26 protein-coding genes are annotated in these 25827 nt (G+C 76.3%); 12 read left to right on the top strand and 14 right to left on the bottom strand.

Going from position 1 to position 25827, the window contains the following annotated elements; all coding sequences use genetic code 11:
* Positions 1–20: 20 nt before the first annotated feature.
* Together CHC04_RS00725 and murD are read right to left on the bottom strand one after the other, a co-directional pair.
* Positions 21–1385 carry a MurL-like N-terminal domain-containing gene (locus tag CHC04_RS00725; protein ID WP_089402017.1) on the bottom strand — a complete coding sequence of 455 codons (1365 nt, stop codon included), beginning with the start codon at positions 1383–1385 and terminating at the stop codon, positions 21–23.
* Entirely contained in the window at positions 1345–2703 is a 1359-nt protein-coding gene (murD, locus tag CHC04_RS00720) for a UDP-N-acetylmuramoyl-L-alanine--D-glutamate ligase (RefSeq protein WP_176449785.1), read from the bottom strand. The genes CHC04_RS00725 and murD overlap by 41 nt, the downstream gene beginning before the upstream one ends.
* Before the next feature lie 130 nt (positions 2704–2833).
* Between murD and nhaA the strand changes: the two genes are divergently transcribed.
* Together nhaA and CHC04_RS00710 are read left to right on the top strand one after the other, a co-directional pair.
* Complete coding sequence (gene nhaA, locus CHC04_RS00715; protein ID WP_089402015.1) at positions 2834–4192, top strand: Na+/H+ antiporter NhaA; 1359 nt, start codon at positions 2834–2836, stop codon at positions 4190–4192.
* Between the two features lie 321 nt (positions 4193–4513).
* Positions 4514–5212, top strand: a complete 699-nt coding sequence (locus tag CHC04_RS00710; protein WP_089402014.1) for a hypothetical protein — start codon at positions 4514–4516, stop codon at positions 5210–5212.
* 7 nt (positions 5213–5219) lie between these two features.
* On the opposite strand, the gene CHC04_RS00705 is transcribed toward CHC04_RS00710, so the two are convergent.
* Positions 5220–6152, bottom strand: a complete 933-nt coding sequence (locus CHC04_RS00705; protein ID WP_089402013.1) for an NAD-dependent epimerase/dehydratase family protein — start codon at positions 6150–6152, stop codon at positions 5220–5222.
* A 128-nt stretch (positions 6153–6280) separates the two neighbouring features.
* Here CHC04_RS00705 and CHC04_RS00700 point away from each other — a divergent pair, with 128 nt between their 5' ends.
* Positions 6281–6979, top strand: a complete 699-nt coding sequence (locus CHC04_RS00700) for a TetR/AcrR family transcriptional regulator (protein WP_089402012.1) — start codon at positions 6281–6283, stop codon at positions 6977–6979.
* On the opposite strand, the gene CHC04_RS00695 is transcribed toward CHC04_RS00700, so the two are convergent.
* From CHC04_RS00695 to CHC04_RS23835, 4 genes are read right to left on the bottom strand one after another with little or no spacing between them, the layout of a single operon-like run.
* The gene (locus CHC04_RS00695; RefSeq protein ID WP_089402011.1) at positions 6966–7421 is read right to left on the bottom strand and encodes a TspO/MBR family protein; all 456 of its coding nucleotides are present in this window, start codon (positions 7419–7421) and stop codon (positions 6966–6968) included. The two genes, CHC04_RS00700 and CHC04_RS00695, sit on opposite strands and share 14 nt — an antisense overlap.
* 9 nt (positions 7422–7430) lie before the next feature.
* On the bottom strand, positions 7431–9143 hold the full coding sequence (locus CHC04_RS00690) for a DUF885 domain-containing protein (RefSeq protein WP_089402010.1): 1713 nt from the start codon (positions 9141–9143) through the stop codon (positions 7431–7433).
* Positions 9140–9676 (bottom strand): heme-binding beta-barrel domain-containing protein, encoded by a 537-nt coding sequence (locus CHC04_RS00685; RefSeq protein ID WP_089402009.1) that lies wholly within the window; start codon positions 9674–9676, stop codon positions 9140–9142. The genes CHC04_RS00690 and CHC04_RS00685 overlap by 4 nt, the downstream gene beginning before the upstream one ends.
* Positions 9677–9724: 48 nt before the next feature.
* Positions 9725–9865 (bottom strand): hypothetical protein, encoded by a 141-nt coding sequence (locus CHC04_RS23835; protein WP_176449784.1) that lies wholly within the window; start codon positions 9863–9865, stop codon positions 9725–9727.
* A 68-nt stretch (positions 9866–9933) separates the two neighbouring features.
* Between CHC04_RS23835 and CHC04_RS00680 the strand changes: the two genes are divergently transcribed.
* Positions 9934–10674 (top strand): DUF4184 family protein, encoded by a 741-nt coding sequence (locus CHC04_RS00680; RefSeq protein ID WP_089402008.1) that lies wholly within the window; start codon positions 9934–9936, stop codon positions 10672–10674.
* A 139-nt stretch (positions 10675–10813) separates the two neighbouring features.
* The gene (locus CHC04_RS00675) at positions 10814–12022 is read left to right on the top strand and encodes a PP2C family protein-serine/threonine phosphatase (protein ID WP_245816887.1); all 1209 of its coding nucleotides are present in this window, start codon (positions 10814–10816) and stop codon (positions 12020–12022) included.
* Positions 12023–12056: 34 nt separating this feature from the next.
* On the opposite strand, the gene CHC04_RS00670 is transcribed toward CHC04_RS00675, so the two are convergent.
* From CHC04_RS00670 to CHC04_RS00645, 6 genes are all read right to left on the bottom strand, one after another.
* Positions 12057–12668 (bottom strand): NADPH-dependent F420 reductase, encoded by a 612-nt coding sequence (locus CHC04_RS00670; protein ID WP_089402007.1) that lies wholly within the window; start codon positions 12666–12668, stop codon positions 12057–12059.
* A gap of 122 nt (positions 12669–12790) precedes the next feature.
* The gene (locus CHC04_RS00665; RefSeq protein ID WP_089402006.1) at positions 12791–13084 is read right to left on the bottom strand and encodes a DUF1416 domain-containing protein; all 294 of its coding nucleotides are present in this window, start codon (positions 13082–13084) and stop codon (positions 12791–12793) included.
* Between the two features lie 2 nt (positions 13085–13086).
* Entirely contained in the window at positions 13087–13920 is an 834-nt protein-coding gene (locus CHC04_RS00660; protein ID WP_089402005.1) for a sulfurtransferase, read from the bottom strand.
* A 275-nt stretch (positions 13921–14195) separates the two neighbouring features.
* Positions 14196–14519 carry a thioredoxin family protein gene (locus CHC04_RS00655; RefSeq protein WP_089402004.1) on the bottom strand — a complete coding sequence of 108 codons (324 nt, stop codon included), beginning with the start codon at positions 14517–14519 and terminating at the stop codon, positions 14196–14198.
* 36 nt (positions 14520–14555) lie between these two features.
* On the bottom strand, positions 14556–15257 hold the full coding sequence (locus CHC04_RS00650) for an LmeA family phospholipid-binding protein (RefSeq protein WP_245816886.1): 702 nt from the start codon (positions 15255–15257) through the stop codon (positions 14556–14558).
* 5 nt (positions 15258–15262) lie between these two features.
* Complete coding sequence (locus CHC04_RS00645; RefSeq protein ID WP_089402003.1) at positions 15263–16078, bottom strand: hypothetical protein; 816 nt, start codon at positions 16076–16078, stop codon at positions 15263–15265.
* A 226-nt stretch (positions 16079–16304) separates the two neighbouring features.
* Between CHC04_RS00645 and CHC04_RS00640 the strand changes: the two genes are divergently transcribed.
* From CHC04_RS00640 to pstB, 6 genes are all read left to right on the top strand, one after another.
* Entirely contained in the window at positions 16305–17084 is a 780-nt protein-coding gene (locus CHC04_RS00640) for a winged helix-turn-helix domain-containing protein (protein WP_089402002.1), read from the top strand.
* Entirely contained in the window at positions 17081–18019 is a 939-nt protein-coding gene (gene mshD / locus CHC04_RS00635) for a mycothiol synthase (protein WP_089402578.1), read from the top strand. Before CHC04_RS00640 ends, mshD begins: the two co-directional genes overlap by 4 nt.
* Before the next feature lie 245 nt (positions 18020–18264).
* Complete coding sequence (gene pstS, locus CHC04_RS00630; RefSeq protein ID WP_089402001.1) at positions 18265–19386, top strand: phosphate ABC transporter substrate-binding protein PstS; 1122 nt, start codon at positions 18265–18267, stop codon at positions 19384–19386.
* Between the two features lie 101 nt (positions 19387–19487).
* Complete coding sequence (gene pstC / locus CHC04_RS00625; protein ID WP_089402000.1) at positions 19488–20441, top strand: phosphate ABC transporter permease subunit PstC; 954 nt, start codon at positions 19488–19490, stop codon at positions 20439–20441.
* Positions 20441–21520, top strand: coding sequence for a phosphate ABC transporter permease PstA (gene pstA, locus CHC04_RS00620; protein WP_089401999.1), 1080 nt, complete (start codon positions 20441–20443; stop codon positions 21518–21520). The genes pstC and pstA overlap by 1 nt, the downstream gene beginning before the upstream one ends.
* Positions 21521–21546: 26 nt before the next feature.
* Positions 21547–22326, top strand: coding sequence for a phosphate ABC transporter ATP-binding protein PstB (gene pstB, locus CHC04_RS00615; RefSeq protein WP_089401998.1), 780 nt, complete (start codon positions 21547–21549; stop codon positions 22324–22326).
* A gap of 192 nt (positions 22327–22518) precedes the next feature.
* On the opposite strand, the gene CHC04_RS00610 is transcribed toward pstB, so the two are convergent.
* Positions 22519–24648 (bottom strand): LCP family protein, encoded by a 2130-nt coding sequence (locus CHC04_RS00610; protein ID WP_089401997.1) that lies wholly within the window; start codon positions 24646–24648, stop codon positions 22519–22521.
* 213 nt (positions 24649–24861) lie between these two features.
* Between CHC04_RS00610 and CHC04_RS00605 the strand changes: the two genes are divergently transcribed.
* The gene (locus tag CHC04_RS00605; protein ID WP_089401996.1) at positions 24862–25803 is read left to right on the top strand and encodes a hypothetical protein; all 942 of its coding nucleotides are present in this window, start codon (positions 24862–24864) and stop codon (positions 25801–25803) included.
* Positions 25804–25827: the final 24 nt, after the last annotated feature.

Below are 25827 nucleotides of genomic sequence, written 5' to 3'. Positions count from 1 at the left end.
GCAGGGTAGGCGCGCCGGGTTCAGGCGACGGCGCTGCGGGAGCCGGCCAGCACGCGCTGCAGGGACTCCAGATACCGGGGCGGGATCCCGTGCTCACCGCGCGGCGGCAGGAACCGCGCCACCGTCGCGCCGGTGACCTCCGCGGCGGCGGCGGCCTCGGCGCCCAGCAGCCGCACCACCGGCGCGTCGCCCCAGGACCGGCCGGCGGCCAGGTGCGCCATCGCCGCGGCGCTCTCCGCGCGCTCCCCGACGCAGTCGAACGGCTTCTCGGTGGCCCACAGCCGGCGGAACCCGTCGGCGAGCGCGGGGTCGGCCAGCGGGTTGCCCCCGAACACCCCCTCCGCCTCCGCCGGGGTCAGGAACACCGCGAAGCACAGGAAGGTGAACAGGCACTTGTCGCAGTGCAGGCACCAGCGCTGCTCGGCCTGCCCGCCCAGGTGCCGCTGGGTGTAGGAGCGGTTGCAGCTGAGGATGTCCGCGCGCAGCGGCAGCGCGGCGACCGCGGCGACCGTCGCGAGCTCCGACAGCTGCCGGGTCAGGCTGAAGTAGCCCGTGCCCAGCTCGGCGGCGGCCGCGGTGAACAGCCGCTCGAAGGCGAAGGACTTCGAGTACTGGTGGTTCACGCTGACGCCGTCGACGGTGAGCGTCTCCTCGTCGGCGGAGCGCTCGTTGGCGAACACCACCGGGTCGTGGCCGCCGAGGACGGCGACCAGCGTGGCGATCGCGGAGTTGATCGCGGTGACCGGGACGTGCCCGTTGAGGCCGCCCTGGGCGGTGCGCTCGGCCAGCAGGGGGTCGAGCCGGCGGCGGACCTCGAGCAGCGGCACGCCGGCCGCGCGGGCGACGTCGCGCTGCGCGCCGGTGGGGTTGACCGCCAGCGCCGTCCCGTCGGGGATGACCACGAGGGCCAGCGCGGAGTCCTTGCCGCCACCGACGGGCAGCAGCGCGCCCCGGGTGCCGGGTGACGGCGCCGGGCCGGCCGGCCGCACCTCGACGTCGAAGGCGACGCGGTGCGGCACCGGCAGCCGGTTGACGGCGGCGAACTCGCCCAGGCCGTCGGTGTAGGCGGCCTGCGCGACGGCGGCCTGCGCGGCGGTGACCGGCCGCTCGACGACGACCCGGCCGGGCGCGGCGAGCTTGTAGTAGCTGGTGCCCATGACCAGGTGCACCAGGTCGAGGGCGCCGTCGAGCCGGTCGGCGTCGATCCCGCCGCCGAGCAGCGCCGGGTCGAGGGTCAGCCGCTCGGTGAACTCGTCGTCGCCGAGCCGGTAGGTGAAGGCGGCCTCGCCGGTGGCGGGGTCCAGGGTCCGGCCGGCGACGACGAAGGCGCCGCTGCCCGGGCGGTCAGAGACGCTCGGCGCCGGCGTCGGCGAGGACGTGCTCATAGGTGGCTGCCAACTCCTCGAAGTCGCGGTAGCGGTTGTAGCTGGGGGCGCCGGGCGAGAGCAGCACGACCCCGCCCGGGGGCGTGCCGGCGATGGCCGCGGCCACCGCCTCGGCCAGCGACTGCGTCTCGGTCAGGCGCACCGCCGCGCCGGCGGCCTCCCGGCGGACGTCGTCGGCCAGCCGGGCCCCGGTGTCGGGGACGGTCACCACGGCGACCTCCTCCCGACGGGCCACCAACGTCGCGGCCAGGCCGGTGTAGTCCAGGCCGCGGTCCTGGCCACCGGCGATGAGCGTGACGGGGCGGCCGGCCAGCGCGTCGAGCGCGGCCAGCACCGACACCGGGGTGGTGGAGAGCGTGTCGTCGACGAAGGTGACCCCACCCAGGGTGGCCACCGGCGCGAGCCGGTGCGGCAGCGCCCGGAAGGCGGCGACCGCGGCGGTCACCGCGTCGGCGGAGGCGGCGAGGTCGAGGCCGAGCAGCGCGCAGGCGGCCAGCGCGACGGCGACGTTGCTGCGGTTGTGGGCGCCGGGCAGGTGCACCGGCCGCGCGCGGTCGGCCAGCCCCGGCGGCAGCACCTCGGCGGGGTCGACCAGCTGCGCGGGGTCGAGGTGGCGCTCGGCCACCGGCCGGGCCTGCGCGCTGACCACGACCGACCGCTCGGGGCAGGCGGTGAAGACGCGCAGCTTGTCGCGGAAGTAGGTGGCCTCCCCGCCGTGCCAGTCCAGGTGCTCGGGCGCCAGCGAGGTCAGCGCGCCGCGGCCGGAGAAGTCCGGCACGGCGGCGGCCTGGTAGCTGGAGATCTCGACGACGAGGGTGCGGTCGCCCACGTCCGCCAGGACGTCGAGCAGCGGGGTGCCGATGTTGCCGGCGTGCACGGCCGGACGGCCGGCGGCGGTGAGGACGGCGGCGGCCAGGGCGCTGGTGGTGCTCTTGCCCTTGGTGCCGGTGACGCAGAGGACCGGCACCCCCTGCGCCGCGGCCTCGGCCAGCGCCATCCCGGTGCCGGTGGTCACCACGGTGCGGTCGGCGAGCAGCCGGGCGTCCTCCCGGTAGGGGCTGATCCCCGGCGAGCGGACGACGACGTCGCAGCCGGCCAGGTCGGCGACGTCGGCGGTGGCGGTGACGCCCTCGGGCAGGGACGCGGGGTCGACCGGGCGGCTGTCGGCGACGAGGACGCCGGAGGCGCCGGCGGCCAGCGCGGCCCGCACCGCGGCACGGCCCTCGCGACCGTGGCCCCAGACCCCGACGCGCCGGCCGGCCAGCTCCGCCGGGCGGAGGGAACGCTCCCGCGGGGGCGGTGCCGGGCGGGGGTCCACGGCGACCACTCTACGGACCGCCCCCGTGCACGGACGGCGACGACGGGAGCCCGCCGCTACGCTGTCCCCGGGTGTGCCGGGAAGTCTGGTCGGCGGTGTCGCACCCGACCCACCGCCCCGGAGCCGCCCCGTGACCGTCCCCTCCCGCCCGCACGGATCCACCCGCGTCTTCGCCCGCGGCTCGTGGGCCGAGACCAGCCGCATCGCCGACGTCCTGCGCAAGGAGACCGTCGGCGGTGTCCTGCTCCTCGTCGGCACCGTCGTCGCCCTCGTCTGGGCGAACTCGCCGTGGGCGGGGTCCTACGAGGCGCTGCGCGACACCCGCGTCGGCCCGGCCTCGCTGCACCTGGACCTGACCCTGGGCACCTGGGCGGCCGACGGGCTGCTGGCGGTCTTCTTCTTCGTCGCCGGACTCGAGCTCAAGCGCGAGTTCGTGGCCGGTGACCTGCGCGACCCCCGGCGGGCGGCACTCCCGGTGGCCGCCGCCGTCGGCGGGATGGCCGTGCCGGCGGTGCTCTTCGTCCTGGTCAACCTGGGCGGCGGGGACGCCCTGCGCGGCTGGGCCATCCCGACGGCCACCGACATCGCCTTCGCCCTCGCCGTCCTGGCGGTGATCAGCACCCACCTGCCCAGCGCGCTGCGGACCTTCCTGCTCACCCTCGCCGTGGTCGACGACCTGCTCGCCATCACGATCATCGCGGTCTTCTACACGACGTCGCTGGCCGCCGGCTGGCTGGCGCTGGCCCTGGTGCCGCTGGCCGTCTTCGGGTTCCTCGTGCAGAAGCGGGTCCGCTCGTGGTGGCTGCTGCTGCCGCTCGCGGTGCTCACCTGGGTCCTCGTGCACGAGTCCGGCGTGCACGCCACGGTGGCCGGCGTCCTGCTCGCCTTCACCGTGCCGGTGGTCCGCAGCGAGGCGGCCGGGGGGCCCGGCGCCGGGCCGGGGCTGGCCGAGCACCTGGAGCACCGGTTCCGCCCGATCTCGGCGGGCTTCGCCGTCCCGGTCTTCGCCTTCTTCGCCGCCGGGGTCACCGTCGGCGGGCTGTCGGGCCTGGTCGAGTCGATCGGTGACCGGGTGACGCTCGGGATCGTCGTCGGCCTCGTCGTCGGCAAGGTGGTCGGCATCGTCGGGGCCAGCTGGCTGGTCACCCGGTTCACCCGGGCCGAGTTCGCCGACGACCTCGGCTGGCCCGACGTGGTGGGCCTCGCGCTGCTCGGCGGCATCGGCTTCACCGTGTCCCTGCTCATCGGCGAGCTGGCCTTCGGCGTCGGCAGCGAGCGCGACGAGCACGTCAAGGTCGGCGTGCTGCTCGGCACGCTGCTGTCGGCCCTGCTGGCCACGGTCGTGCTGCGGCTGCGCAACCGCCGCTACCGGCAGATCTGGGAGCTGGAGCAGGTGGACGCCGACCACGACGACATCCCCGACGTCTACCAGCGCGGGCCGGACACGCCCGGGGGACCGGCGGCACGCGGCGGTTTCGCCGACGGCTGAGAAACGTCGTTGCCGACCCCGGAACCGCGTCGTACCGTCGAGGTACACGAGAGAGGAGGTGGTCCGTACTTTGCATGCTTATCGGACTCGTGAGGTGGCTGTCCGCTAGCCGCCGTCCAGATGGGCCGCCCGTTCGGAGTGGAATCCGAACGACGGCATGATCGCCCGTCCGTCGTACGGCGGCGAGCGAGAACCGGACAGTCACCCGACCCCCGGGCCGCCGACACTTGTCCAGTCGGCCCGCGAGCAGCCTCCCCTCGGGGACAGGCGCCGCGGAACAGCCCGGGGGTTGTCCGTTCCCCGGGGAGGGAGCAGCGCCCCGTGTCGATCGTCGGGCGCACCGCGCCGGCCGGCCGCTGGATCGCCGAGGCCGTCCGCCGCGCTCCCCCCGACACCGTCGCCGCGCTGCTGCCGGCCGGCTTCGCCGCGCACGCCCGGGTGTTCCACCCCGCCGTCCGCTACGAGGGCGACGACGACGTCCACGTCCGTTGGGACGAGGTCGCCGCGGCCAACGGCACCACCCCCCACCGGCTGATGCAGTGGCCCGGCATCACCGGCTCCTGGGAGTACCTGGCCGAGGCCGACCAGCCCGGGCTGTGGAACGACGCCCCCGCCGAGGGGCACCTGCCCGCGCACGTCGCCCGCGAGATCGCCGCCGTGCTGGCCGACCAGACCACCACCCCCGGCGAGTGCTGGTTCGGGTGGGACGACGACGGCGCCGCCGACCTGCCGCGGCTGCTGCTGCCCCGCGCCGACCTGCTGCTCGTGCCCGGCCCGGTGGAGCGCGCCGCGGCGAACTTCGCCCCCGAGCCGCGCGAGCAGAGCGCCGCGCTGTGGTGGCCGGCCGACCGCGCCTGGTGCGTGGTCACCGACCCGGCGCTGACCAGCACCTACGTCGGCGGCAGCGTGGCCGCCGTCGACGCGTTGCTGGCCAGCCGGCTGGAGGTCGCCCCCGCCCTGCCCGGCGACCCGGTCACCCCGGACAGCGACCCGGTCAACGTCGTCGACCGCGAGGCCTGAGCCGCGCTCAGACCCGGGACGCCACCGGCGCGCCGGCGGTCGCCGCGACCACCTGCGGCCAGGGGGTGGCGGTCAGGCCGAAGGTCTCGGTCGTCGCCGTCGCGTCCAGGACGTACTCCTGGTCGAACTGGTGCCGGACGTCGACGACCTCGCGCATCATCGGCGAGAAGACGCCCACGGCCGACAGCACCGGCCAGGGGATGCCGCTGACCGGCACCGGCGGGACGCCCATCGCGCCGGCCAGGTCGGCGAGTGCCTGGCGCTGCGAGCGCGGCGGGCTGCTCGGGACGTGCCACGCCCGGCCCGGCGCCCGCTCGTCGGTGCCGAGGACGGCCAGGGTCGCCGCGACGTCGGGCAGGTAGCTCCAGCTGCGCGCCACGTCGGGATCGCCCACCACCCAGGCGCGGCGGCCGCGGCGCAGCGTTGCCAGCTGGCGCACCAGGTGGGACTGCGCGGGCGGGACCTGCGGTCCCACGAAGTCGGCGGCACGGGCCTCGGTCATCCGGACGCGGCCGGCCTCGTGCGCGGCCAGCGCCTCGTGCCACATGGCCACCCGCACCTGGCCCTTGGTGTCGGTGGCGGCCAGCGGGCTCTCCGGCGTCATGGGCCCGGTGGGACGGCCGTAGCCGTAGAGGTTGGACATCGTCACCAGCACCGCGCCGGTGCGCTCGGCCGCCGTCAGCAGGGCGGAGGCGACCGGCGGCCAGTCGGTGACCCAGCGGTGGTAGGCCGGGTTGACGGCGTTGTAGAGGGCCGCGGCACCGGTGGCGGCCTCGGTCAGCGCCTCCGCGTCGGCGGCGTCGACCCGGCGGTGCTCGACCGTGTCGGTGGAGGTGCCGCCGCTGCGGGAGAGCACCCGCACCCGGTGTCCCCGGGCGGCCAGCAGCTCCGCCGTCGTCGTGCCCACCGGGCCCTTGCCCACGATCACGTGCAGTGCCATGACGGCTCCTCCTCCGATCCGGCGAGAGCGGTGCTCTCGTTCGAGAACGACGATCTCACTCGACTGGGATCCTGTCAAGAGCACTGCTCGCGCTTGCGCGCACCGCTCACAGACCTCACCATCGGGACGTGCCCACCGCCCGCGAGCGCGTCCGCGCCGAGATCACCGCCGAGATCACCGAGGCCGCGCGTCGCCAGCTGGCCGAGGTGGGCGCCGCGGCGCTGTCGCTGCGCGCCGTCGCCCGGGAGGTGGGGATGGCGTCGTCGGCGGTGTACCGCTACTTCCCCAGCCGCGACGACCTGCTGACCCGGCTGATCATCGACGGCTACGACGCCGTGGGCGCCGCGGCCGAGGCCGCCGACGACCCCACCGCGGCGCCGGAGCAGCGGTGGTCGGCCGTGTGCGCCGCCGTGCGCGACTGGGCGCGGGCGAACCCGCACGAGTACGCGCTGCTCTACGGCTCGCCGGTGCCCGGGTACGCCGCGCCGCGGGACACCGTGCCGGCGGCGTCGCGGGTCGGCGTCGTCCTCGGCCGCATCCTCGGCGACGCCGCCCGCGCCGGGCTGCTCACCGGCGACGGCGGCCGGGAGCCCGGCCTGCTCGGCGACGCCGCGGTGGAGATCCTCGGGCAGGACGGCCCGGGGATCGACGACGCCGTCCGGGTGCGCGCCCTGGTCGCCTACTGCGCGCTGTTCGGCACGGTCGGCTTCGAGCTGTTCGGCCAGCTGGTCGGGTCGGTCGAGGACGCCGACCGGTTCTTCGCGCGCGCGACCGCCGAGCTGGCGCAGCTGGTCGGGATCGGGCCCGCGGGCGTCAGGACGGGTTGAGCCGCCACAGGCGGTAGGTCCACGGCACGTCGTAGCCGAGGACGTAGGCGGTGTAGGGGCCCAGCACCAGCGCCGACGTCCGGTCCCCGGCGACGGAGGCCTGCAGCAGGCCCAGCGGGACGAGGAACGCCAGCAGTCCCAGGAAGCCGTCGCGGGTGCTCCGCCGGCCGAAGAAGACCGCGTTCCACAGCTCGTTGCCGGCCAGGACCGCCATCGCCAGGCGGTACGAGCGCCGGTCCCCGCGCCGGGCCGCCCGGTGGACGACGACGCCCATGACCACGTAGTAAGCGCCCCCGACGGCGTAGAACCCGGGCATCGGCAGCTGCAGCGCCGGGTGCCGGAGCCCGCGGAACCACCGGAGGGACCCACGGCCGACGAAGGCGTTGCCCGCCACGGCCGCCCCGACGACGGGGAGCAGCGTCTCCTTCCCGGGTCCGCGCACGACGCGACCCTAGAGCTGCGCCAGCTCCGCCTCGAGGTCGTCGAGGCCGAGCGAGCCCTGCGACAGCGCGGCCATGTGCCACGCCTTGAGGTCGAAGTCCGCCCCGCGGGCGCGCTGGGCGGCGGCGCGGCCGGCCAGCCACGCCCGTTCGCCGAGCTTGTAGCTGATCGCCTGCCCGGGCAACCCGAGGTAGCGGATCAGCTCGCTGTCGAGGAAGGCCGGGTCGCTGCCCAGGTGGTCGCCGGCGAAGGCCCGCGCGAGCTCCGGCGTCCACGGTCGGCCGCGGTGCCCGGCCAGCGCGCCCTCGGCGTCGTCGGGGACGGGCAGCCCCAGGTGCATGCCGATGTCGATGACCACCCGGATCGCGCGCAGCTGCTGGGCGTCGAGGTAGCCCATCCGCGCGCCCGGCTCGGTGAGGTACCCGAGCTCGTCCATGAGCCGCTCGGCGTAGAGCGCCCAGCCCTCGACGTTGGCGCTGACCGACCCCAGCGACGTCTGGTAGGTGGACAGGTCGCCGGAGACGTAGACCCACTGGGCCAGCTGCAGGTGGTGGCCGGGGACGCCCTCGTGGTACCAGATCGAGACCAGGTCCCACAGCGGGAAGCGCTCGCGGCCCAGCGTCGGCAGCCAGGTGCGGCCGGGCCGGGAGAAGTCCAGCGCGGGGCGGGTGTAGTACGGCGCCGCGGCGCTGCCCGGCGGCGCGATCATCGCCTCCACCCGGCGCACCGGCTCGGCGAGGTCGAAGTGCGTGCCGTCGAGGGCGGCGATCGCCTCGTCCATCATCGCCTGCAGCCGCTGCCGGACGGCCTCGACGCCGTCGACCGCGGGGCCGTGCTCGTCGAGCCAGGCCATGGCCTCGCGGGGGCCGGACCCGGGGCGCAGCGCCTCGGCCTCGGCCCGCTGCTCGGCCAGGATCCGCCGGTGCTCGGCCCAGCCCCAGGCGTAGGCCTCCTCCAGGCCGTCCCCGGTGCCGAGGTCGGAGCCGTTCCAGCGACGGGCGGCCAGCGCGTAGCGGTCGCGGCCCACCGCGTCGGGCGTGCCCTCCGCCTGCGGCAGGTAGGTGTCGCGGAGGAAGTCGCGGACCTCGGCCACCGCCGCGTCGGCCGACCGGGCCGCGGCGTCGAGCTCGCCGCGCAGCGCGTCCGGGCCGGAGGCGGCGACACCGCCGAAGAACGGGCCGGTCAGCCACTCGTCGAGCTGCCCGACGACGGTGGACACCTGGCGCGGCGCGACGAGCAGCCCGCGCCGGGCACCCTCGCGCAGCGTGTCGAGGTAGCCGCGATAGGCCTCGGGGATCCGGGCCATGCGGCGGGCGACCACCGCCCAGTCGTCGTCGGTGGCCGTCGGCATGAGCAGGAAGACCTGGCGGACCGAGTGCACCGGGCTGAACAGGTTCGACAGCGCGCGGAAGCCCTCCCCGGCCTCGTGCGCGGCGAGCTCGGCGCCCAGCCGCTCGCGCAGCAGGCGGGCGCAGCGGCGCTCCACCGGGTCGTCGACGAGGGAGGGGTCGGCGGTCAGGACGGCGTCGAGCTCGGCCAGGGTCCGCCGGGTCAGGTCGGCCTCGGCCGCCAGCCCCTCGGGGCCGAGGTCCGGCAGCCGGTCGTCGCCGGGCCGGGTGCCCAGCGACGTGGCGACGATCGGGTCGAGGTCGCAGACGGCGTCGACGTAGCCGTCGGCGACGCGGCGGGGCGTGCCGACCGACCCGCCCACCGGCACGCTCACCGCAGCCGCTCCAGCCGGGCCGACATCGTGGGCCGCAGCGGGGTCTGCGAGCCGGCCCGGTCGATCGCGTACATCAGCGCCCCCTCGACGATGCCGTAGAGCCGCACCGCGCGGGCGGCGTCCGGGGCGTCGGGCGTGCGGGCCACGACGTCGCTGGTCAGCTCCCAGCTCGTGGTGGTCCGCGCCCGCCCGACGTAGAGCTCGACCAGGCCGTCGGGGCTGGTCACCAGCAGCTCGACGTCGTCCTCGCCGCGGGGCCGCCAGAACCCGGACTCCCGGACCGCGGGGCCCTCGACCCGGCCGTCGTCGCCGATGAGCCAGGTGCGGGACTCGTAGGCGAGGAAGTCGCGGCCGTCGTGGGCGAAGCGGATCCACTGGCCGAAGCGCCGGTCGCCGCCGTCCCCGCCGGCGAGCACGCCCTCGCCGTGCCACTCCCCCAGCAGCGGCAGCACCGCCAGCAGACCGTGCGCCACCTCCGGCCCGGAGCGGACGTCGACGGTGTCGGCGACGGGCAGGTCGGTCGGGCCGGTCACCGGCCGGCGTCCCGGGGAGACATGCCCGCCACCGTAGCCGGGGCCCGGTCAGCGGCCCCGCGCGCTGCGGCCCGGACGGGTGCGCTCGCGGCGGGGGCGCCCGCCCGGCCGGGCCAGCCGCCGGGCGGCCCCGAGGCAGGCGAGGCCCGCCAGCGCGGCGAGCGCGACGAGGACCCACGCGGCGACCACGGCGGCCACGGTAGGCGCGCCCGCCCCTTCCCGGCCGCCGGACCCGCCGTGGCGGGCACGATGGGCGCGTGCCGTTCACCGGGAGCCACCCCGCCGCGGTGCTGCCCCTCCTGCCGGCCGGGCTGCCGGCGTCCGCGCTCGTCGCGGGCAGCCTCGCACCCGACCTGCCCTTCTACCTGCCCGGCCGGCCCGGGTGGCCGACGCACACCCCGCTCGCGGTGGTCACCCTCGACGTCGCCCTCGGTGCCGCGCTGTGGCTCCTGTGGCACGGCCTGCTGGCCGCGCCGGCGCTGGCGGCCGCCCCCGCCGGGCTGCGCCGCCGGGTGACCGCGCGCCCGGGCCTGCACGCCCGGCTCGGGTCGCTGCGGGCAGGCGCCGCGGTCCTCGCCGCGCTGGCGGCCGGCGCGGCCACCCACGTCGGCTGGGACCAGTTCACGCACTGGTGGGGGTGGGGCACGCGGCACGTGCCCGCGCTGGGTGCACCGGTGGGCACCTTCGCCGGCGAGGACTGGTACGGCTACGACGTCGCCCAGCACGCGAGCACGGTGCTCGGGGCGGCGGTCCTCACCGCCTGGCTCGTGCGGTGGTGGCGCCGGACGCCGTCGCGGCCCGGGGACCTGCGCAGCACCGCGTGGGCGGTGTGGGCCGGGCTGCTGGCACTGGGCGCCGCGGTGGGTGTCGGCGCCGCCGTCCGGGCGCCCGACGTGCTGCGGGCCGGCTTCGCCGGGGCCACGGCGGGCGGGGCGGCGATGGCCGTCGCGGCCGTGCTCGGCGCCGCCGCCTGGCACGCCGCCCGCCACCGCGGCTGAGCCGGGAGGGCCGCACCCGCCGGGGCGATGCGGCAGGCTGGGATGGCGCACCGGCGGATCAGCGGAGGGGGACGGCACCATCGACAGCCCAGGGGCCGCGCCGGCCCTGCACCAGGTCGAGGCCGAGCTGGCCCGGACGGTGGCCCGCTACGAGCGGGTCCTGGCCAACGTCGCCGACGGCATCTACGGCCTCGACCGCGACGGGCGCGTCGAGTTCGTCAACCCCGCCGCCGAGCGCATCACCGGCCGCCCCGCCGCCGAGCAGCTGGGGCGCGACCAGCACGACCTGCTGCACGGGGCCCGCCAGGACGGCTCCCCGTACCCCCGCGAGGAGTGCCCCGTCTGGCAGGCCCTGGCCAGCGGCCGGACGGTGTCGGCCGACGCGGAGGTGTTCTGGCACGCCGACGGCACTGCGGTACCGGTCGAGCTGATCGCCGTCCCGACGGTGGAGGACGGCGAGGTGACCGGTGTCGTCGTCTCCTTCCGTGACCTCACTGACCGGCTGGCCGCGCTCCGGCAGGCGGAGGAGCTGCGGCGGCTGGCCGAGCAGAACGCCGCGCAGCGGGCGCTGTCCGACCGGCTGCAGCAGGCGCTGCTGACCCCGCCGCCCGAGCCCGACCACCTGCACGTCGCCGTGCGCTACCGCCCCGCCGCCGACGGCGCCCAGGTCGGGGGTGACTGGTACGACGCCTTCCTCCAGCCCGACGGCGCCACCGTGCTCGTCATCGGCGACGTCGTCGGGCACGGCAGCGACGCGGCCGCCGCGATGGGGCAGCTGCGCGGGCTGCTGCGGGCGCTGGCCTACGACGAGGAGCAGCCGCCGTCGGCGACCCTGGCCAGGGCCGAGCGGACCGCCCTCGGCCTGGCGGTGAGCACGCTGGCCACCGTGGTGCTCGCGCGCATCGAGCGGCACCCCGACGTCCCCGTCGCCGGCACCCGGGTGCTGCGGTGGAGCAACGCCGGGCACCTGCCGCCCCTGCTGCTCGACCCCGACGGCACGAGCAGGCTGCTGGCCACCCGGCCGGAGCTGGTGCTCGGCGTCGACCCGCACGCGCGGCGCACCGACGCGACGGCCGACGTCCGCGACGGCCAGACGCTGCTGCTCTACACCGACGGCCTCGTCGAGCGCCGCGACAGCGACCTCGACGCCGGGCTGGCCGCGCTGCAGGACGCGCTGCGCGACCTCGGGCGGGTGCCGCTGGAGGAGCTGTGTGACACGCTGCTGTCCCGGATGGTGCCCGAGCCCGGCGCCGACGACGTCGCGCTGGTCGCCGTCCGCGCGTACCCCGAGGACCGCCCGCGGCCGCCCGAGGCCGGCCCGAACCGGCTCCCGCCCGGCGTCCCCTGACCGGGCGTCCTCGGGTCCTAGCGCGCAGCAGCCCTCAGACCTCCGGGCGCAGCAGCCGGAAGGCGTGGCCCCAGGTGCCGGTGCGCACCCCGTGGGCGACCCAGGCCATGCACATGGGTTCCAGCCACCGGCTGGCCTCGATGCCCCCGAGGTCGACGACGTCCCAGCCGGTGTCGCGCAGCAGCCCGGCGACCGTGGCCTTGGCCGCCTCGTCGTCGCCGCCGATGAACATCGTCGGCGGGCCGCCCGGCAGCTGCGGGTCGACCATCAGCGCGTTGCCGACGGTGTTGTAGGCCTTGACCACCCGCGCTCCGGGGGCCGCCCGCTGCACCTGCTCGCCGAGGGAGTCGGTGTGCCCGACGAACAGCCGCGGCGCTCCCGCGGAGGCGTCCAGCGGATTGGTGGCGTCGACGAGCACCGTGCCGTCGAGCGGGCCGGCCAGGGAGCCGACCAGCTCGACGGCGGCGTCCCCCCGCACGGCCAGGACGACGAGGTCGGCACCCCGTACCGCGTCCTCCGGCCGGGCGACGGCCAGGTCGCCGACCGCTGCCTGCCGCGTGCCGACGACGACGTCGTGCCCGTGCCGGCCGTACCCCCGCGCCAGCGCCTGCCCGACCTGCCCGCTGCCGAGGATGCCGATGCGCACGGTGCGAGCACAGCACCGCGCCCGCCCCCCGGGAAGGGGGACGGGCGCGGGGACGTGCTGGGACGGCCCCCTCGCAGGGGCCCGCGGCGAGCGGGCGAGCCGTGGGGCCGAGGGGTCCTCCGTCAGTCGAGGACGACGGTGGTCTCGGTCAGGCCGACCTCGGCGGACACCACGCGCTCACCCCGGCCGACCGGGGCCAGCGAGCGCAGCTTCCACTTCCCCGGCGCGGCGAAGAAGCGGAACTCGCCCTCCGGGCTGGTGACCACCTCGGCGGTGAACTCGTCGGTGGCGTCGAGCAGCCGGACGTAGGCGCCGGGCACCGGGGCGCCGTCGAACCAGACCTGGCCCTGGATCACCGTCTGGGTGTCCAGGTCGATGCCGGCGAGCGCGCCGCCCTGCTTCGGGGCTCCGCACATGCTCAGGCCCCCTTCTCGATCGGGACGCCGACCAGCGAGCCGTACTCGGTCCACGAGCCGTCGTAGTTCTTGACGTTCTGCTGGCCGAGCAGCTCGCGCAGCACGAACCAGGTGTGGCTCGAGCGCTCGCCGATCCGGCAGTAGGCGATGGTGTCCTTGGACTCGTCGAGGCCGGCGGCGGCGTAGAGCTCGCGCAGCTCCTCGTCGCTCTTGAAGGTGCCGTCCTCGTTGGCCGCCTTGCTCCACGGCACGTTCACCGCGGTGGGGATGTGGCCGGGGCGCTGCGCACCCTCCTGCGGCAGGTGCGCGGGGGCGACCAGCTTGCCGGCGAACTCGTCGGGCGAGCGCACGTCGACCAGGTTCTGCTGGCCGATCGCGGCGATCACCTCGTCGCGGAAGGCGCGGATCGAGGTGTCGGGCTCCGAGGCCTCGTACTGGGTGGCCGGGCGCTCGACGGCGTCGGAGGACAGCGGGCGGCTGTCGAGCTCCCACTTCTTGCGGCCGCCGTCGAGGAGCTTGACCTGGTCGTGGCCGTAGAGCTGGAAGTACCAGTACGCGTAGGCGGCGAACCAGTTGTTGTTGCCGCCGTAGAGCACCACGGTGTCGTCGTTGCCGATGCCCTTGGCGCTGAGCAGCTGCTCGAACTGCTCGCGGTCGACGAAGTCGCGGCGCAGCGGGTCCTGCAGGTCCTTCTTCCAGTCGAGCTTGACCGCGCCCTCGATGTGGCCCTTGTCGTAGGCGCTGGTGTCCTCGTCGACCTCGACGAAGACGATCCCGGGCTGGCCGAGGTGCTCCTGGGCCCAGTCGGCGGTGACGAGCACGTCGTTGCGGCTCATGGGGGGTGTTCCTCCCTGTGGTGGGTGTGCGGCGGTCAGGCGGTGCACGCCGGAGGGACCCGGCGGACGGTCGGGTACGGCTCGCAGCCCGGGCACACCACGACGGTGCGTGCGGGGCTCAGGAGCATGGGATGGGCTCTCCGGACGGCGGTCAGGGCACGTCTGGGCGGAGCGGGGCCGCCCTCAGGAGGCGCGACACAGGCAGCTGCCGACGCGGCACAGGTCCACTGTGCGGCGCGAGGTCAGCAGGGTGCCCACGTGGCGAGGGTAACCGATCAGGACCGCACCCCCGTGTGGGCGTCGACGAGGGCGGTGAGCTCCCGGGGGTGCGGGGCGCCGCTGCGGCGGCCCAGCAAGCGCCCCTCCCGGTCCAGGTAGAACAGCGTCGGTGTGCGCCGGACGTCGAGCGCGCGGACGGCGTCGAGGGCGCTCTCGGCGTCGACGTCGAGGTGGGCCAGTTCCGGTCGGGTGGCCGCCAGGTGCTGCAGCCGGGCGCGGGTGGTCCGGCAGGGCCCGCAGAACGCCGTCGAGAACTGGACCACGGTCAGGTCGGCCTCGCCGGGCCGGAAGCCCAGCCCCTCGAGCACGGCGGGAGTCATCCCCCCGGCCAACCCGGCCGGGGGGATGAGCATTCCTCAGGACACGCGCAGCACCGTGTCGGTGGCCTCGACGGCGACGTCGACCCCGTCGTCGGCGGGGCGGACGCCGGTCAGCCGCAGGCCGAAGGGCAGCTGGACCGGGTAGCGCAGGTCGAGCGCGTCGCCGGCCCGGTCGACGACGACGTCGGGCACGTCGACGCCGGCCGCCGCGGCGTCCTCGACCTCGACGACGAGGTCCTGCCCGTCGAGGGTCACCCGGCCGACGGCGGTCAGCGGCACGGTGTACCCGAGCACCTCGACGGTGCGGGTGACGCGCAGCCCGTCGCCCTCGCGCTGCAGGACGGTGTCGGCGCCGAGCTGCTCGGAGAGGAGGGCGTAGGACAGCGTCGCCGTCCCGTCGATCCGGTCGACGGGGACCTCCTGCACCGAGCCGGAGAGCACGTCCGGCAGCGGCACGTGCACGCCGCGCAGCGTGACGTCGGCGTGCGTCCCCGCGGGCCGGCCGAGGTCCTCGGCGGTCAGGGAGATGCGGACGTCGTCGTAGGTGCCCGACACCGCCTGGGTGAGGAAGGGCCAGCCGGTGACGTCGACGTCGGGTGTCCCGGCGAGGTCGCCGCCGTCGCGCAGCGCGGCCGCGACCCGCTCCTCGGCGACGCCCTCGGCGACCGGGTCGGCGACCAGCCCGACGACGAGCAGCAGCGCGACCAGCAGCGCCAGCAGGACGAGGAGGGTGCGCACGTGGATCAGACGACGGCCAGCGCCAGCAGCGCCGGCGCGCAGACGGCCAGCGGCAGCAACCCCTCGACCGCCGCCCCCGCGACCGCGGGCACCCGGCGGCCGGCGTCGGCGAGCAGGAAGGAGGCCGCCGTCCCGGCCAGCGCGGCGACCAGGCCGAGCACCACGCCGGTGGTGATCCCGGAGAGGGCGTCGACGAGCGTGCCGGCGTCGCCGGCCAGCAGGGCCACCGCGACCGCGGCGCCCACCGCGGCGAGCAGCCCCGGCACACCGCGGGAGGCCTCCTCGGCGATGGCGGGGCGCGGCAGCACGGCGTCGACCAGCAGGCCGGCGGCGAGGCCGGCCGCGACGACGACCAGCGGCGAGCCGGCCCACGAGTCCGCCTCCCCGGGCACGCCGGGCAGCAGGAGCAGCGCCAGCGCGCAGGCCGACGCGACGAGCAGCGCCACCGCGCCGAGCGAGCCGACGACGTCGGTGCGCGGCGGGCGGCGCAGCATCTGGTGCACGACGGCGACCACCAGCGCCGGCCCCGCCACCACCAGCAGCACCCCCGGACCGGGGTCCTCGACGCCGACGACCAGCAGGTCCGCGGCGACGGCGGCCGCCACGGCCAGCACCACGGCCCCGGGCGCCCCGGGCGGGGCCATCGCCCGCGCCCACCCGGCGGCCAGCGCCACCTGCAGCAGCAGCACCGCGCCGAGCCGGCCGTCGTCCCCGGCCACCCGAGGCGCCAGGACGACGGCCGCGGCGGCGGCCGCCACGACGACGGCCGCGGCGACGTGCTGCCCGCGCGTGGCGGGGCCGCTGTCCAGCGCGGTGGTCACGTCGCCTCCTGCCCGCCCCCGGCGGGTCCGCGCACCGGCCCCCGCTCGGCCCCGATCGTCGCAGACGCCCGCCGCCCGCCGCGCCGCACGAGCCGGGCGGCGCGGCGTGTCCGTCCCCCGGGGCATGTCGACGCGCTCGGGTGACCTCGGGGTCCGGCCCGCGCGCGTCGGTTATCCTGCGCACTCGGTCCGACAGCGCCGTCGACACCCTCCCCGAGGAGACGACATGCGACTCGTGCTCATGACGGCGGCGCGCCAGGCGACCACCGAGGTGCTGCCCGCCCTGGGGCTGCTCGGCCACCAGGTGCGCGTGGTGGCGCCGGAGCTGTCCAGCCTGCTCGACGGCGACTCCGGTGACGTCGTGCTCGTCGACGCCCGCCACGACCTGGTCCGCGCCCGCGCGCTGTGCGGCCTGCTGTCCTCCACCGGCGTGGCCTCCGCGCTGGTCGCCGTCCTCTCCGAGGGCGGGCTGGTCGCGCTGTCGGCGGACTGGGGCGTCGACGACGTCCTGCTCGACACCGCCGGCCCGGCGGAGGTCGACGCCCGGCTCCGGTGGGCGACCGCCCGCCGGCTGGCCGCGGCCACCCCGGTCGACGGCCCCGACGGCGGCGTCACCCAGGCCGGCGAGCTGGTCATCGACGAGCACAGCTACTCCGCGCGGCTGCGCGGCCGGCCGCTGGACCTGACGTACAAGGAGTTCGAGCTCCTCAAGTACCTCGCCCAGCACCCGGGCCGGGTGTTCTCCCGCGCCCAGCTGCTGCAGGAGATCTGGGGCTACGACTACTTCGGCGGCACCCGCACCGTCGACGTCCACGTCCGGCGGCTGCGCGCCAAGCTCGGCACCGAGCACGAGGCGCTGATCGGCACCGTCCGCAACGTGGGCTACAAGCTCGACCAGCAGGTCGCCGACGCCACCGCCGCCGCGGCGCGCGCCTCGGCCGAGGCCGCCGAGCCCCTCGCCGAGCCCCTCGCCGAGGGCTCCCGCCGCACCGCCCCGCTGCGCTGAGCACCGCCGCCGTCCGCGACACCGAGCGGCTCGCACCCGCCGAGACCGCGGCGGTGCTCGCGCTGCTGCGCGCCGCCGCCGCCGACGACGGCGTCCGCCCGCTGTCGGAGGAGGCCGAGCTGCGGCTGCAGCACGGCGGCCCGGCCGGGGGCCGCGACGTGCTGGCCACCGGCGCCGACGGCGTCCCCGTCGGCTACGCCCGCCTCGAGCTGGGGGAGCCGGGGAGCGACGCCGAGGGCGAGGTCGTCGTCGCCCCCGTGGCCCGCCGCCAGGGCACCGGGCGGGCGCTGCTGTCCCGGCTCGAGGAGCTCGCCGGGGACCGGCCGCTGCGGGTCTGGGCGCACGGTGACCTCCCCGCCGCCACCGCGCTGGCCACCGCACGCGGCTACACGCGGGCGCGGGTGCTGCTGCAGATGCGCCGACCGCTCACCGACGCCGACCGCGACCCGCGCCCGGCGCTGCCCGACGGCGTCGCCGTCGCCGCCTTCCGCCCCGGCCGCGACGAGCCGGCGTGGCTGCGGGTCAACGCCCGGGCCTTCGCCACCCACCCCGAGCAGGGCTCCTGGACGGCGGAGGACCTGCGGCTGCGCCAGGCCGAGCCCTGGTTCGACCCGGCGGGCTTCCTCCTGGCCTGGCGGGGCGACCCCGACGCGGGCGGCACGCTGCTCGGCTCGCACTGGACGAAGGTGCACCCGCCCGGCGACGCCGGCCCCGACCCGGTCGGTGAGGTCTACGTGCTCGGCATCGACCCGGACGCGCAGGGCCTGGGCCTCGGCCGCGCCCTGACCGACCTCGGGCTGGCCCACCTGCGCGGCCTCGGGCTGGAGCAGGTGCTGCTGTACGTGGAGGAGGACAACGTCCCCGCGGTCGCGCTCTACGAGCGCAGCGGCTTCACGCGGCACGCCGTCGACGTCTCCTGGCGGCGCGTCCCCTGAGCCGCGGGCCGGTGGGCAACCGGCCCTTTCTGCCGTACCGGGTGTGCCCGGCGCCACCCGAAACGCACGCGTTCACCTCCCGGACGGGACGTCGTCCCCACCCCGTCGGGAAAGGCTCGGGGGGCGTTCACCGGCCGTTCACCGATCGACCCGGGACCGGCCACCTCGGCTGCCTACCGTCGCTGCCCGTCGGGTCCTCTCGTGCCCGGCGACCGGTCCGGTCCCCTCTTGCGAAAGGCACCGAGTTGAAGCTCAGCACCAGGTCGCGCGCCGCCGTCCTCTCGACGACGCTGGCCGGCACCCTCGCGCTCGCCGCGTGCGGCGCGGCGAACGAGTCCGAGAGTGCGTCGGGTGGCAGCGGCGGCGGCAGCGACTCCAGCGCCGCCGAGCTCAGCGGTGACCTCGTCGGCGCCGGCGCCAGCAGCCAGCAGGCGGCCATGGAGGCCTGGCAGGCCGGCTTCGAGGGCGAGCACCCCGAGGTGCAGTTCAGCTACGACCCGGTCGGCTCCGGGGGTGGCCGCGAGCAGTTCATCGCCGGGTCCACCGACTTCGCCGGCTCCGACGCCGCCCTCGACGAGGAGGAGCTCGCCGCCGCGCAGGAGCGCTGCGGCGGCGGTGAGGTCTTCGAGCTGCCCAACTACATCTCGCCGATCGCGGTGGTCTTCAACCTCGAGGGCGTCGAGGAGCTGGACCTGTCGCCGGCCACCATCGCGCGCATCTTCGCCGGCCAGATCACCACCTGGAACGACCCGGCCATCGCGCAGGAGAACCCCGACGCGCAGCTGCCGGACACGCCGATCACCCCGGTGCACCGCGGTGACGACTCGGGCACCACCGACAACTTCACCGACTACCTGTTCCAGACCGCCGGTGACGTCTGGACCTCCGAGCCCGACGGCGTGTGGCCGCTGCCCGGTGGCGAGGCCGCGAACGGCACCTCCGGCGTCGTCGAGGTCGTGACCAGCACCGCCGGCGCGGTCACCTACGCCGACGCCAGCCGCGCCGGCGACCTCGGCGTGGTCAACGTCGGCGTCGGCGACGAGTTCGTCGCCCCGTCGGCCGAGGCCGCCGCCGCCGTGGTCGAGAACTCCCCGGCCGTCGAGGGCCGCGGCGAGTACGACTTCGCCATCGAGGTCAACCGGCAGACCGAGGGGTCCGGCGAGTACCCGATCGTCCTGGTCAGCTACCACATCGGGTGCCTCCGGTACGACGACCAGTCGACCGCCGACAACGTGCAGGCCTTCATGTCCTACGTGATCAGCGAGGACGGCCAGCAGACCGCGGCCGAGAACGCCGGCAACGCCCCGATCTCCGACACACTGCGGGAGCAGGCGCAGACCGCGGTCGACGCGATCAACGCCGGCTGACCGGAGCACTCCCCCGGTGGCCCGGGGCGTCGGTGACGCCCCGGGCCACCGCCCCGCCCGGAGACGGGCTCCCCGCACTCCCGATCGACCCCGGAGCAACGGTGACCGCCACGAAGGCCCCCACCCCGTCCCCGCCGCAGCAGCGCGCCGTCCGCCGACTGGGCGACCGCGTCTTCGCCGGCAGCGCCAAGGGCTCGGGCATCTTCATCCTGCTCGTGCTCGCCGGCGTGGCCGCCTTCCTGGTCAGCGAGGCGATCCCGGCGCTCACGGCTCCGGCGGAGGAGATCCCCGGCGGGGAGGGCCTGACCGGCTACGTCGCCCCGCTGATCGTCGGGACCCTGCTCGGCGCCGTCCTCGCGCTGCTGGTGGCCACACCGCTGGCGGTGGGCATCGCGCTCTACATCACCTACTACGCGCCGCGGCGGATCGCCGCCACCATGGGCTACGTCATCGACCTGCTCGCGGCGATCCCCAGCGTCGTCTACGGCTTCTGGGGGCTGGCGGTCCTCGCGCCCGCCCTCGTCCCCTTCCACCGGTGGGCCGCCGACGACCTCGGCTGGCTGCCGTTCTTCGCCGGCCCGGCCTCCGCCAGCGGGCGCACGATGCTCACGGTGGGCCTGGTGCTGGCCGTCATGATCCTGCCGATCATCTCGGCGATCGCCCGCGAGGTGTTCAGCCAGGCCCCGGCGCTGCACCGCGAGGCCGCCCTCGCCCTCGGCGCGACCCGCTGGGAGATGATCAAGATGGCCGTGCTGCCCTACGGCCGGTCGGGTGTCATCGCCGGCGCGATGCTCGGCCTGGGCCGCGCCCTCGGGGAGACCATGGCGGTCGCCATCGTGCTGTCCGGCGGCGCCGGCGCCACGCTGAACCTGATCGGCAGCTCGAACCCCTCGACGATCGCGTCGAACATCGCCCTGCGCTTCCCCGAGGCGACCGGCATCGACGTCAACACCCTCGTCGCCAGCGGCCTGGTGCTGTTCGTGATCACGCTCGCGGTCAACATGCTCGCCCGCTGGATCGTCAACCGGCGCGCCGACTTCTCCGGAGCCAACTGATGAGCACCGAGACCCAGTCCCCCGTCCTGGTCGCCGGCGAGCCCGGGGCGCCCATCCGCGCGCGGCGCCGGCTCCCCCGCTACGCGCCCCTGGGCCTCTACGCCGCCGGGATCGCGCTCGGCGCCGCCCTGTCGGCCCTCACCGGCTTCAGCACCGCCCTGACCGTCGTCTACGGCGCGGTCCTCGGCACGCTGGCCGTCTACGCCGGGTCCCGGGCGGTCGAGGGCGGCCGCAAGGCCACCGACCGGCTGGTCACCGCCCTCGTCACCACGGCGTTCGCCATCGCGATGATCCCGCTGGTGTCGCTGGTCTACACCGTCCTGGAGAAGGGGCTGGCGCGGTTCGACGCCACCTTCTTCAGCAACTCGATGTACCGGGTGGTCGGCGAGGGCGGTGGCGCCTACCACGCCATCTTCGGCACGCTGATCATCACCGCGCTGACCGCCGTCATCTCGGTGCCGATCGGGCTGCTGACGGCCATCTACCTCGTCGAGTACGGCCGGGGCCGGCTGAAGAGGGCCATCACGTTCTTCGTCGACGTCATGACCGGCATCCCGTCGATCGTCGCCGGCCTGTTCGCCTTCGCCCTGTTCACGCTGGTCTTCGGCAACGACGTCCGGCTGGGCGTCATGGGCGCGGTCGCGCTGTCGGTGCTGATGATCCCGGTCGTCGTCCGCTCGTGCGAGGAGGTCCTCAAGCTCGTCCCCAACGAGCTTCGGGAGGCCAGCTACGCCCTCGGCGTACCCAAGTGGCGGACGGTCGTGAAGGTGGTCCTCCCGACCGCCGTCGCGGGGCTGGGCACCGGCATCACGCTGGCCGTCGCCCGCGTCGTGGGCGAGACCGCGCCGCTGCTGGTGACGGTGGGCCTGATCACGGGGACCAACCTCAACCCGTTCGACGGACGCATGGCGACGCTGCCGGTGTTCGCCTACTACCAGCTGACCCAGCCCGGGACGGCCACCCAGGCCTTCCTGGACCGAGCCTGGACGGCGGCTCTCCTCCTCATCATCCTGGTCATGGCCCTCAACGTCGTGGCCCGCCTGATCAGCCGCTTCTTCGCCCCCAAGACCGGTCGCTGACCGGACCGATCCCGGAGGATCAACACGTGGCCAAGCGCATCGAGGTCTCCGACCTCAACATCTACTACGGCAACTTCCTCGCCGTGGAGGGTGTCAACGTCTCGATCGAGCCGCGCAGCATCACCGCGCTGATCGGGCCCTCGGGCTGCGGCAAGTCCACCTTCCTGCGCTCGCTCAACCGGATGCACGAGGTCATCCCCGGCGCCCGCGTCGAGGGCAAGGTCGTCATGGACGGCCAGGACCTCTACAGCCCCGACGCCGACCCGGTCGACGTGCGCCGCCAGATCGGCATGGTCTTCCAGCGGCCCAACCCGTTCCCGACGATGTCGATCTACGACAACGTCGTCGCGGGCAACCGGCTCAACAACCGGAAGATGAAGAAGGCCGAGAGCGACGAGCTCGTCGAGCGCTCGCTGCGCGGCGCCAACCTCTGGAACGAGGTCAAGGACCGTCTCGACCGGCCCGGCTCGAGCCTGTCCGGTGGCCAGCAGCAGCGGCTGTGCATCGCCCGTGCGATCGCCGTCGAGCCCGACGTGCTGCTCATGGACGAGCCCTGCTCCGCGCTGGACCCGATCTCCACGCTGGCCATCGAGGACCTCATGGCCGAGCTCAAGGACCGCTACACGATCGTGATCGTCACGCACAACATGCAGCAGGCGGCGCGGGTGAGCGAGTCCACCGGCTTCTTCAACCTCAACGGCGTGGGCCAGCCGGGCCGGCTCATCGAGTTCAACCCGACCGAGAAGATCTTCAGCAACCCCGACCAGAAGGCGACCGAGGACTACATCTCCGGCCGCTTCGGCTAGAGGGAGGACCCCCTCGCCCCCCGGCGCTCGCACGCTCGCGCCGGGACCCTGCGAGAGGGGCCGTTCCATCTCCCGCCCGGGCCGCCGCGGATCGTCCGCGGCGGCCCTCGTCGTCCGTGCCCGTGGTGCGCCCGGCATCCCCCTGGCGCCGCGCGCTGTGCACGTACCGCGGTGGGGCGGCGGGGTCCTCCGTCAGCCGCAGGAGGCCGGGCCCGTGGTGGTCGCCGGGTCGGCCGGCGGCGCCGTCGTCGGCGCGGCCCCGCCGGCGGGGGCCTCGGTGCCGGGGGCGGCAGCGGCGACCGGGGCGGGCGCCGGGGCGACCACCTGGACGGGGACGACGCGGTCGTAGCCCGGGCCGATGACCAGCTGCACGGCGTCACCGACGGCGTCGCTCTGCTGCAGCACCGCGCCGGGGACGGCGGCGGCCACCGTGCGCGCCCGCTCGAGTGCCGCCGGGCCGTGGCGGACCACGGTCTGGTTCACCGTGCCGGTCTCGTTGCCCACCTGGCCGACGGTGAAGCCCTGCTGGCGCAGCTGGTCGGCCACCGTCGACGCGAGCCCGCGGGTGGCGGTGCCGTTGAGCACGTCGACGGTCACCGCGGCCGGCTCGACTGTGGGGCCCTGCGGGCCGGGGGTCTCGGCCGGCGGCTCGGGCGCCGGCGTCGGCGTCGGCTCGGGGGCCGCGGCGGTGGCGGCGGCGACCGCCGGGGCGGCGAGCTCCTCGGGCACCCGGCTGTCCTCGATGACGCTGTCGAACAGCGCGCGGACGCCGGGGCCGTCGAGCACGACGTAGGCCTGCTCGCTGCCCGCGGGGACGTGGCCGACCTGGGCCACCGGCAGGCCGGCGCGCTGCACGGCGTCGGCGTCGAGACCGCCCAGCGCCGTGGCCAGGGTCCGCAGGTCGCCCAGCGTCGTCTGCTCGTCGACGGTGAGCGCGTCGGCGGCGCGGGTGAGGAACCGGGTCAGCTCGACGGTGTTCGCCAGCGTGCCGGCGCTCACAGCCGCGCGCAGCGTCGCCGTCAGCAGCAGCTGGGTGCGCTCGGCCGCGGCGGCGCCGGTGACGTCGGATCCGGCGTCGCCGGGGGTCAGGTAGCGGGTCGCGGTGTCCCCGGTCAGCCGCGAGGAGCCGGCCGGCAGCGGCGCGGCCGAGGCGGCGTCGGCCGGGCCGACGGCGGGCAGGCACACGCTCACCCCGCCGACGGCGTCGACCAGGGCCGGCAGCCGGCCGAGGTCGACGGCGAGGTAGTGGTCGACGCGCAGGCCCGACACCTGCTGGACGGCGCGGACCAGGCACGCCGGTCCGCCGTCGAGGAGCGCCGTCGCGAAGGCCTCGGTGACCGGCTCGCGGACGGTGCCGTCGCCGGTCCGGCAGGCGGGGGTGTCGACCAGGGCGGTCGGCGGCACGCTGACGAGGACGGCGCTCTCCCCGCCGGGCGAGGCGTGCACGAGCAGGGTGGTCACCGACGCCGGGCCGTCGGTGCCGGGCAGGCCGGTGCCGACGACGAGGTAGGTGGTCGACCCCTCCTGCAGCTGCGGGGCGATCACCTCGGGCCCGTCGGGGGTCAGGGCGGCGACGCGGGCGATGCCCTGGTCGACGTAGACGTAGAGGCCCAGGTGGTAGGCGAGGGCGAGGCCGACCACCGCGGCCAGCGCCAGGCCGGCGCGGACCAGCCGGCGACGGAACGGGCTGCGCGGCGGCCGGGGCGCCGCGCCGCGGCGGGTGCTGCCGGCCCCGGAGATCGCGGGGGCGTCCAGCCCGGGGATCGGCGGGACGGGCGCGGAGCGGTGGACGCCGCCGGGCAGGGGCGGCACCGGACCCGAGCGGTGCACGGCACCGGGCAGGGGCGGCACCGGACCCGAGCGGTGGACCGCCCCGGGCAGCGGCGGCACCGGCTGGGACCGCTGCACGCCGTCGCCGGCCGGGGGCAGCGGCGGCACCGGCTGGGACCGCTGCACGCCGTCGCCGGCCGGGGGCAGCGGCGGCACCGGCTGGGACCGCTGGACCCCGGCGGGGGTGGCGGGGACCGGCGGCAGGCCGCGGCGCGGGCCCGGGGTGTCGTCCACGGCGGGCCGGAGGCCGGGCTGCGGGGCCGGCTGGCCGGCGGGCGGGGGCACCGGTGGTCGCGGCCCGCGGTGCGGCGGCAGGGACTGGCCGGGCTCGAGCGGGATCGGCACCTCACCGGTGCGGCGGGCGGCGCGGCGGCCCGTGGCGCTGCCGGAACGCGCGAGGAGCTGCTCGACCGTGATCGGCCCGGACGCGTCGGGGCCGCGGCTCCCGGCCCGGTCGTCCCGCCCCCGCTCGTCGCCCACCGGTGTCGACATCCCATCGTCGTCGTCCGTGTCCGTCGCCCGCGCGGCGGCGGCCGATCAGTTGCGCCCCGTGCTCGCGCCAGCACTCCACGATACGGCCCACGGTCCCCTGCGGTGGCTGACGCGCGGGAGGACGGCACGGCGGATCCTCCGGGGCGCACCCGAGCGGGTGGCGGGTCACGGTGCGGCCGGGCACCGCCACCTGCGCGGACGTAGCGTCGGCGCGTGCGGCTGCCCTCCATCCCCGGTCCGTCCGACGTGTTCTCCGCCGTCGAGAGCCTGCGCGACGGCGTCACCGAGGCGCTGGCCCTGCTGCCCCGGGTGACGGCGGCGGTGGGCCGGCTGGAGGGCCTGCTCGACCGCGTCGACCGGGCCGTCGGACGCGTCGAGGACCTCGCCGAGCACGCCGACCGCGCGATCGCGGCCGTGGGCGCCACCCGGGAGCGGGCCGATGCCGAGATCGCGGCCGTGGACGCGACCCGGCGACGGGCGCACGCGGAGATCGACGCCGTGGACGGGACGCGGCAGCGCGCCGACGGCGCGATCGAGGCCGTCGGCGCCACCCGGCAGCGCGCGGACGACGCGATCACCGCGGTCGGCACCACCCAGCGCCGCGCCGACGAGGCCATCACCGCCGTGGAGAGCACGCAGAAGCGGGCCGACGACGCCATCACCGCCGTCGCCACCACCCAGCAACGCGCCGACGACGCCATCACCGCCGTGCGGCAGATCCAGCAGCGCGCCGAGGAGGCGGTCGAGGCGGCCCGGTCGACCACCGGCCGCGCGGGCGACGCCGTCGAGCGGACCGAGGGTCTGGTCGGCCGGATCGACCCGCTGCTGGCCGGCTACGAGGAACCGCTGACCCGGCTGACGCCGGCGGTGCGCCGGCTGGCCGAGACGGTGGAGCCGCACGAGGTCGAGGCGCTGGTCGCGCTCGTGGACCGGCTGCCGACCCTCGTCGACTCGCTGGACCAGACGGTGATCCCCGTCCTGTCCTCGCTGGAGAGCGTCGGGACCGACGTGCACGACCTGGTCGACACCATGCAGGACCTGCGCCAGGTGGTGAAGGGGTTCCCCGGCTCGAAGCTGTTCCGCCGGCGCGGCGCCGAGGAGATCGCGGAGAACGAGGACAACGACGAGGAGGCCCAGGAGCGGCTGAGCTCCTGAGCCTCCTCCTCGGCGGACCTGCCG

It is taken from the genome of Geodermatophilus saharensis, assembly GCF_900188205.1.
In the GTDB taxonomy this organism is placed as follows: Bacteria; Actinomycetota; Actinomycetes; order Mycobacteriales; family Geodermatophilaceae; genus Geodermatophilus; species Geodermatophilus saharensis.
The sequence above is the reverse complement of the archived record's forward strand: the minus strand, read 5'-3'. Positions and strand labels throughout refer to the sequence as shown.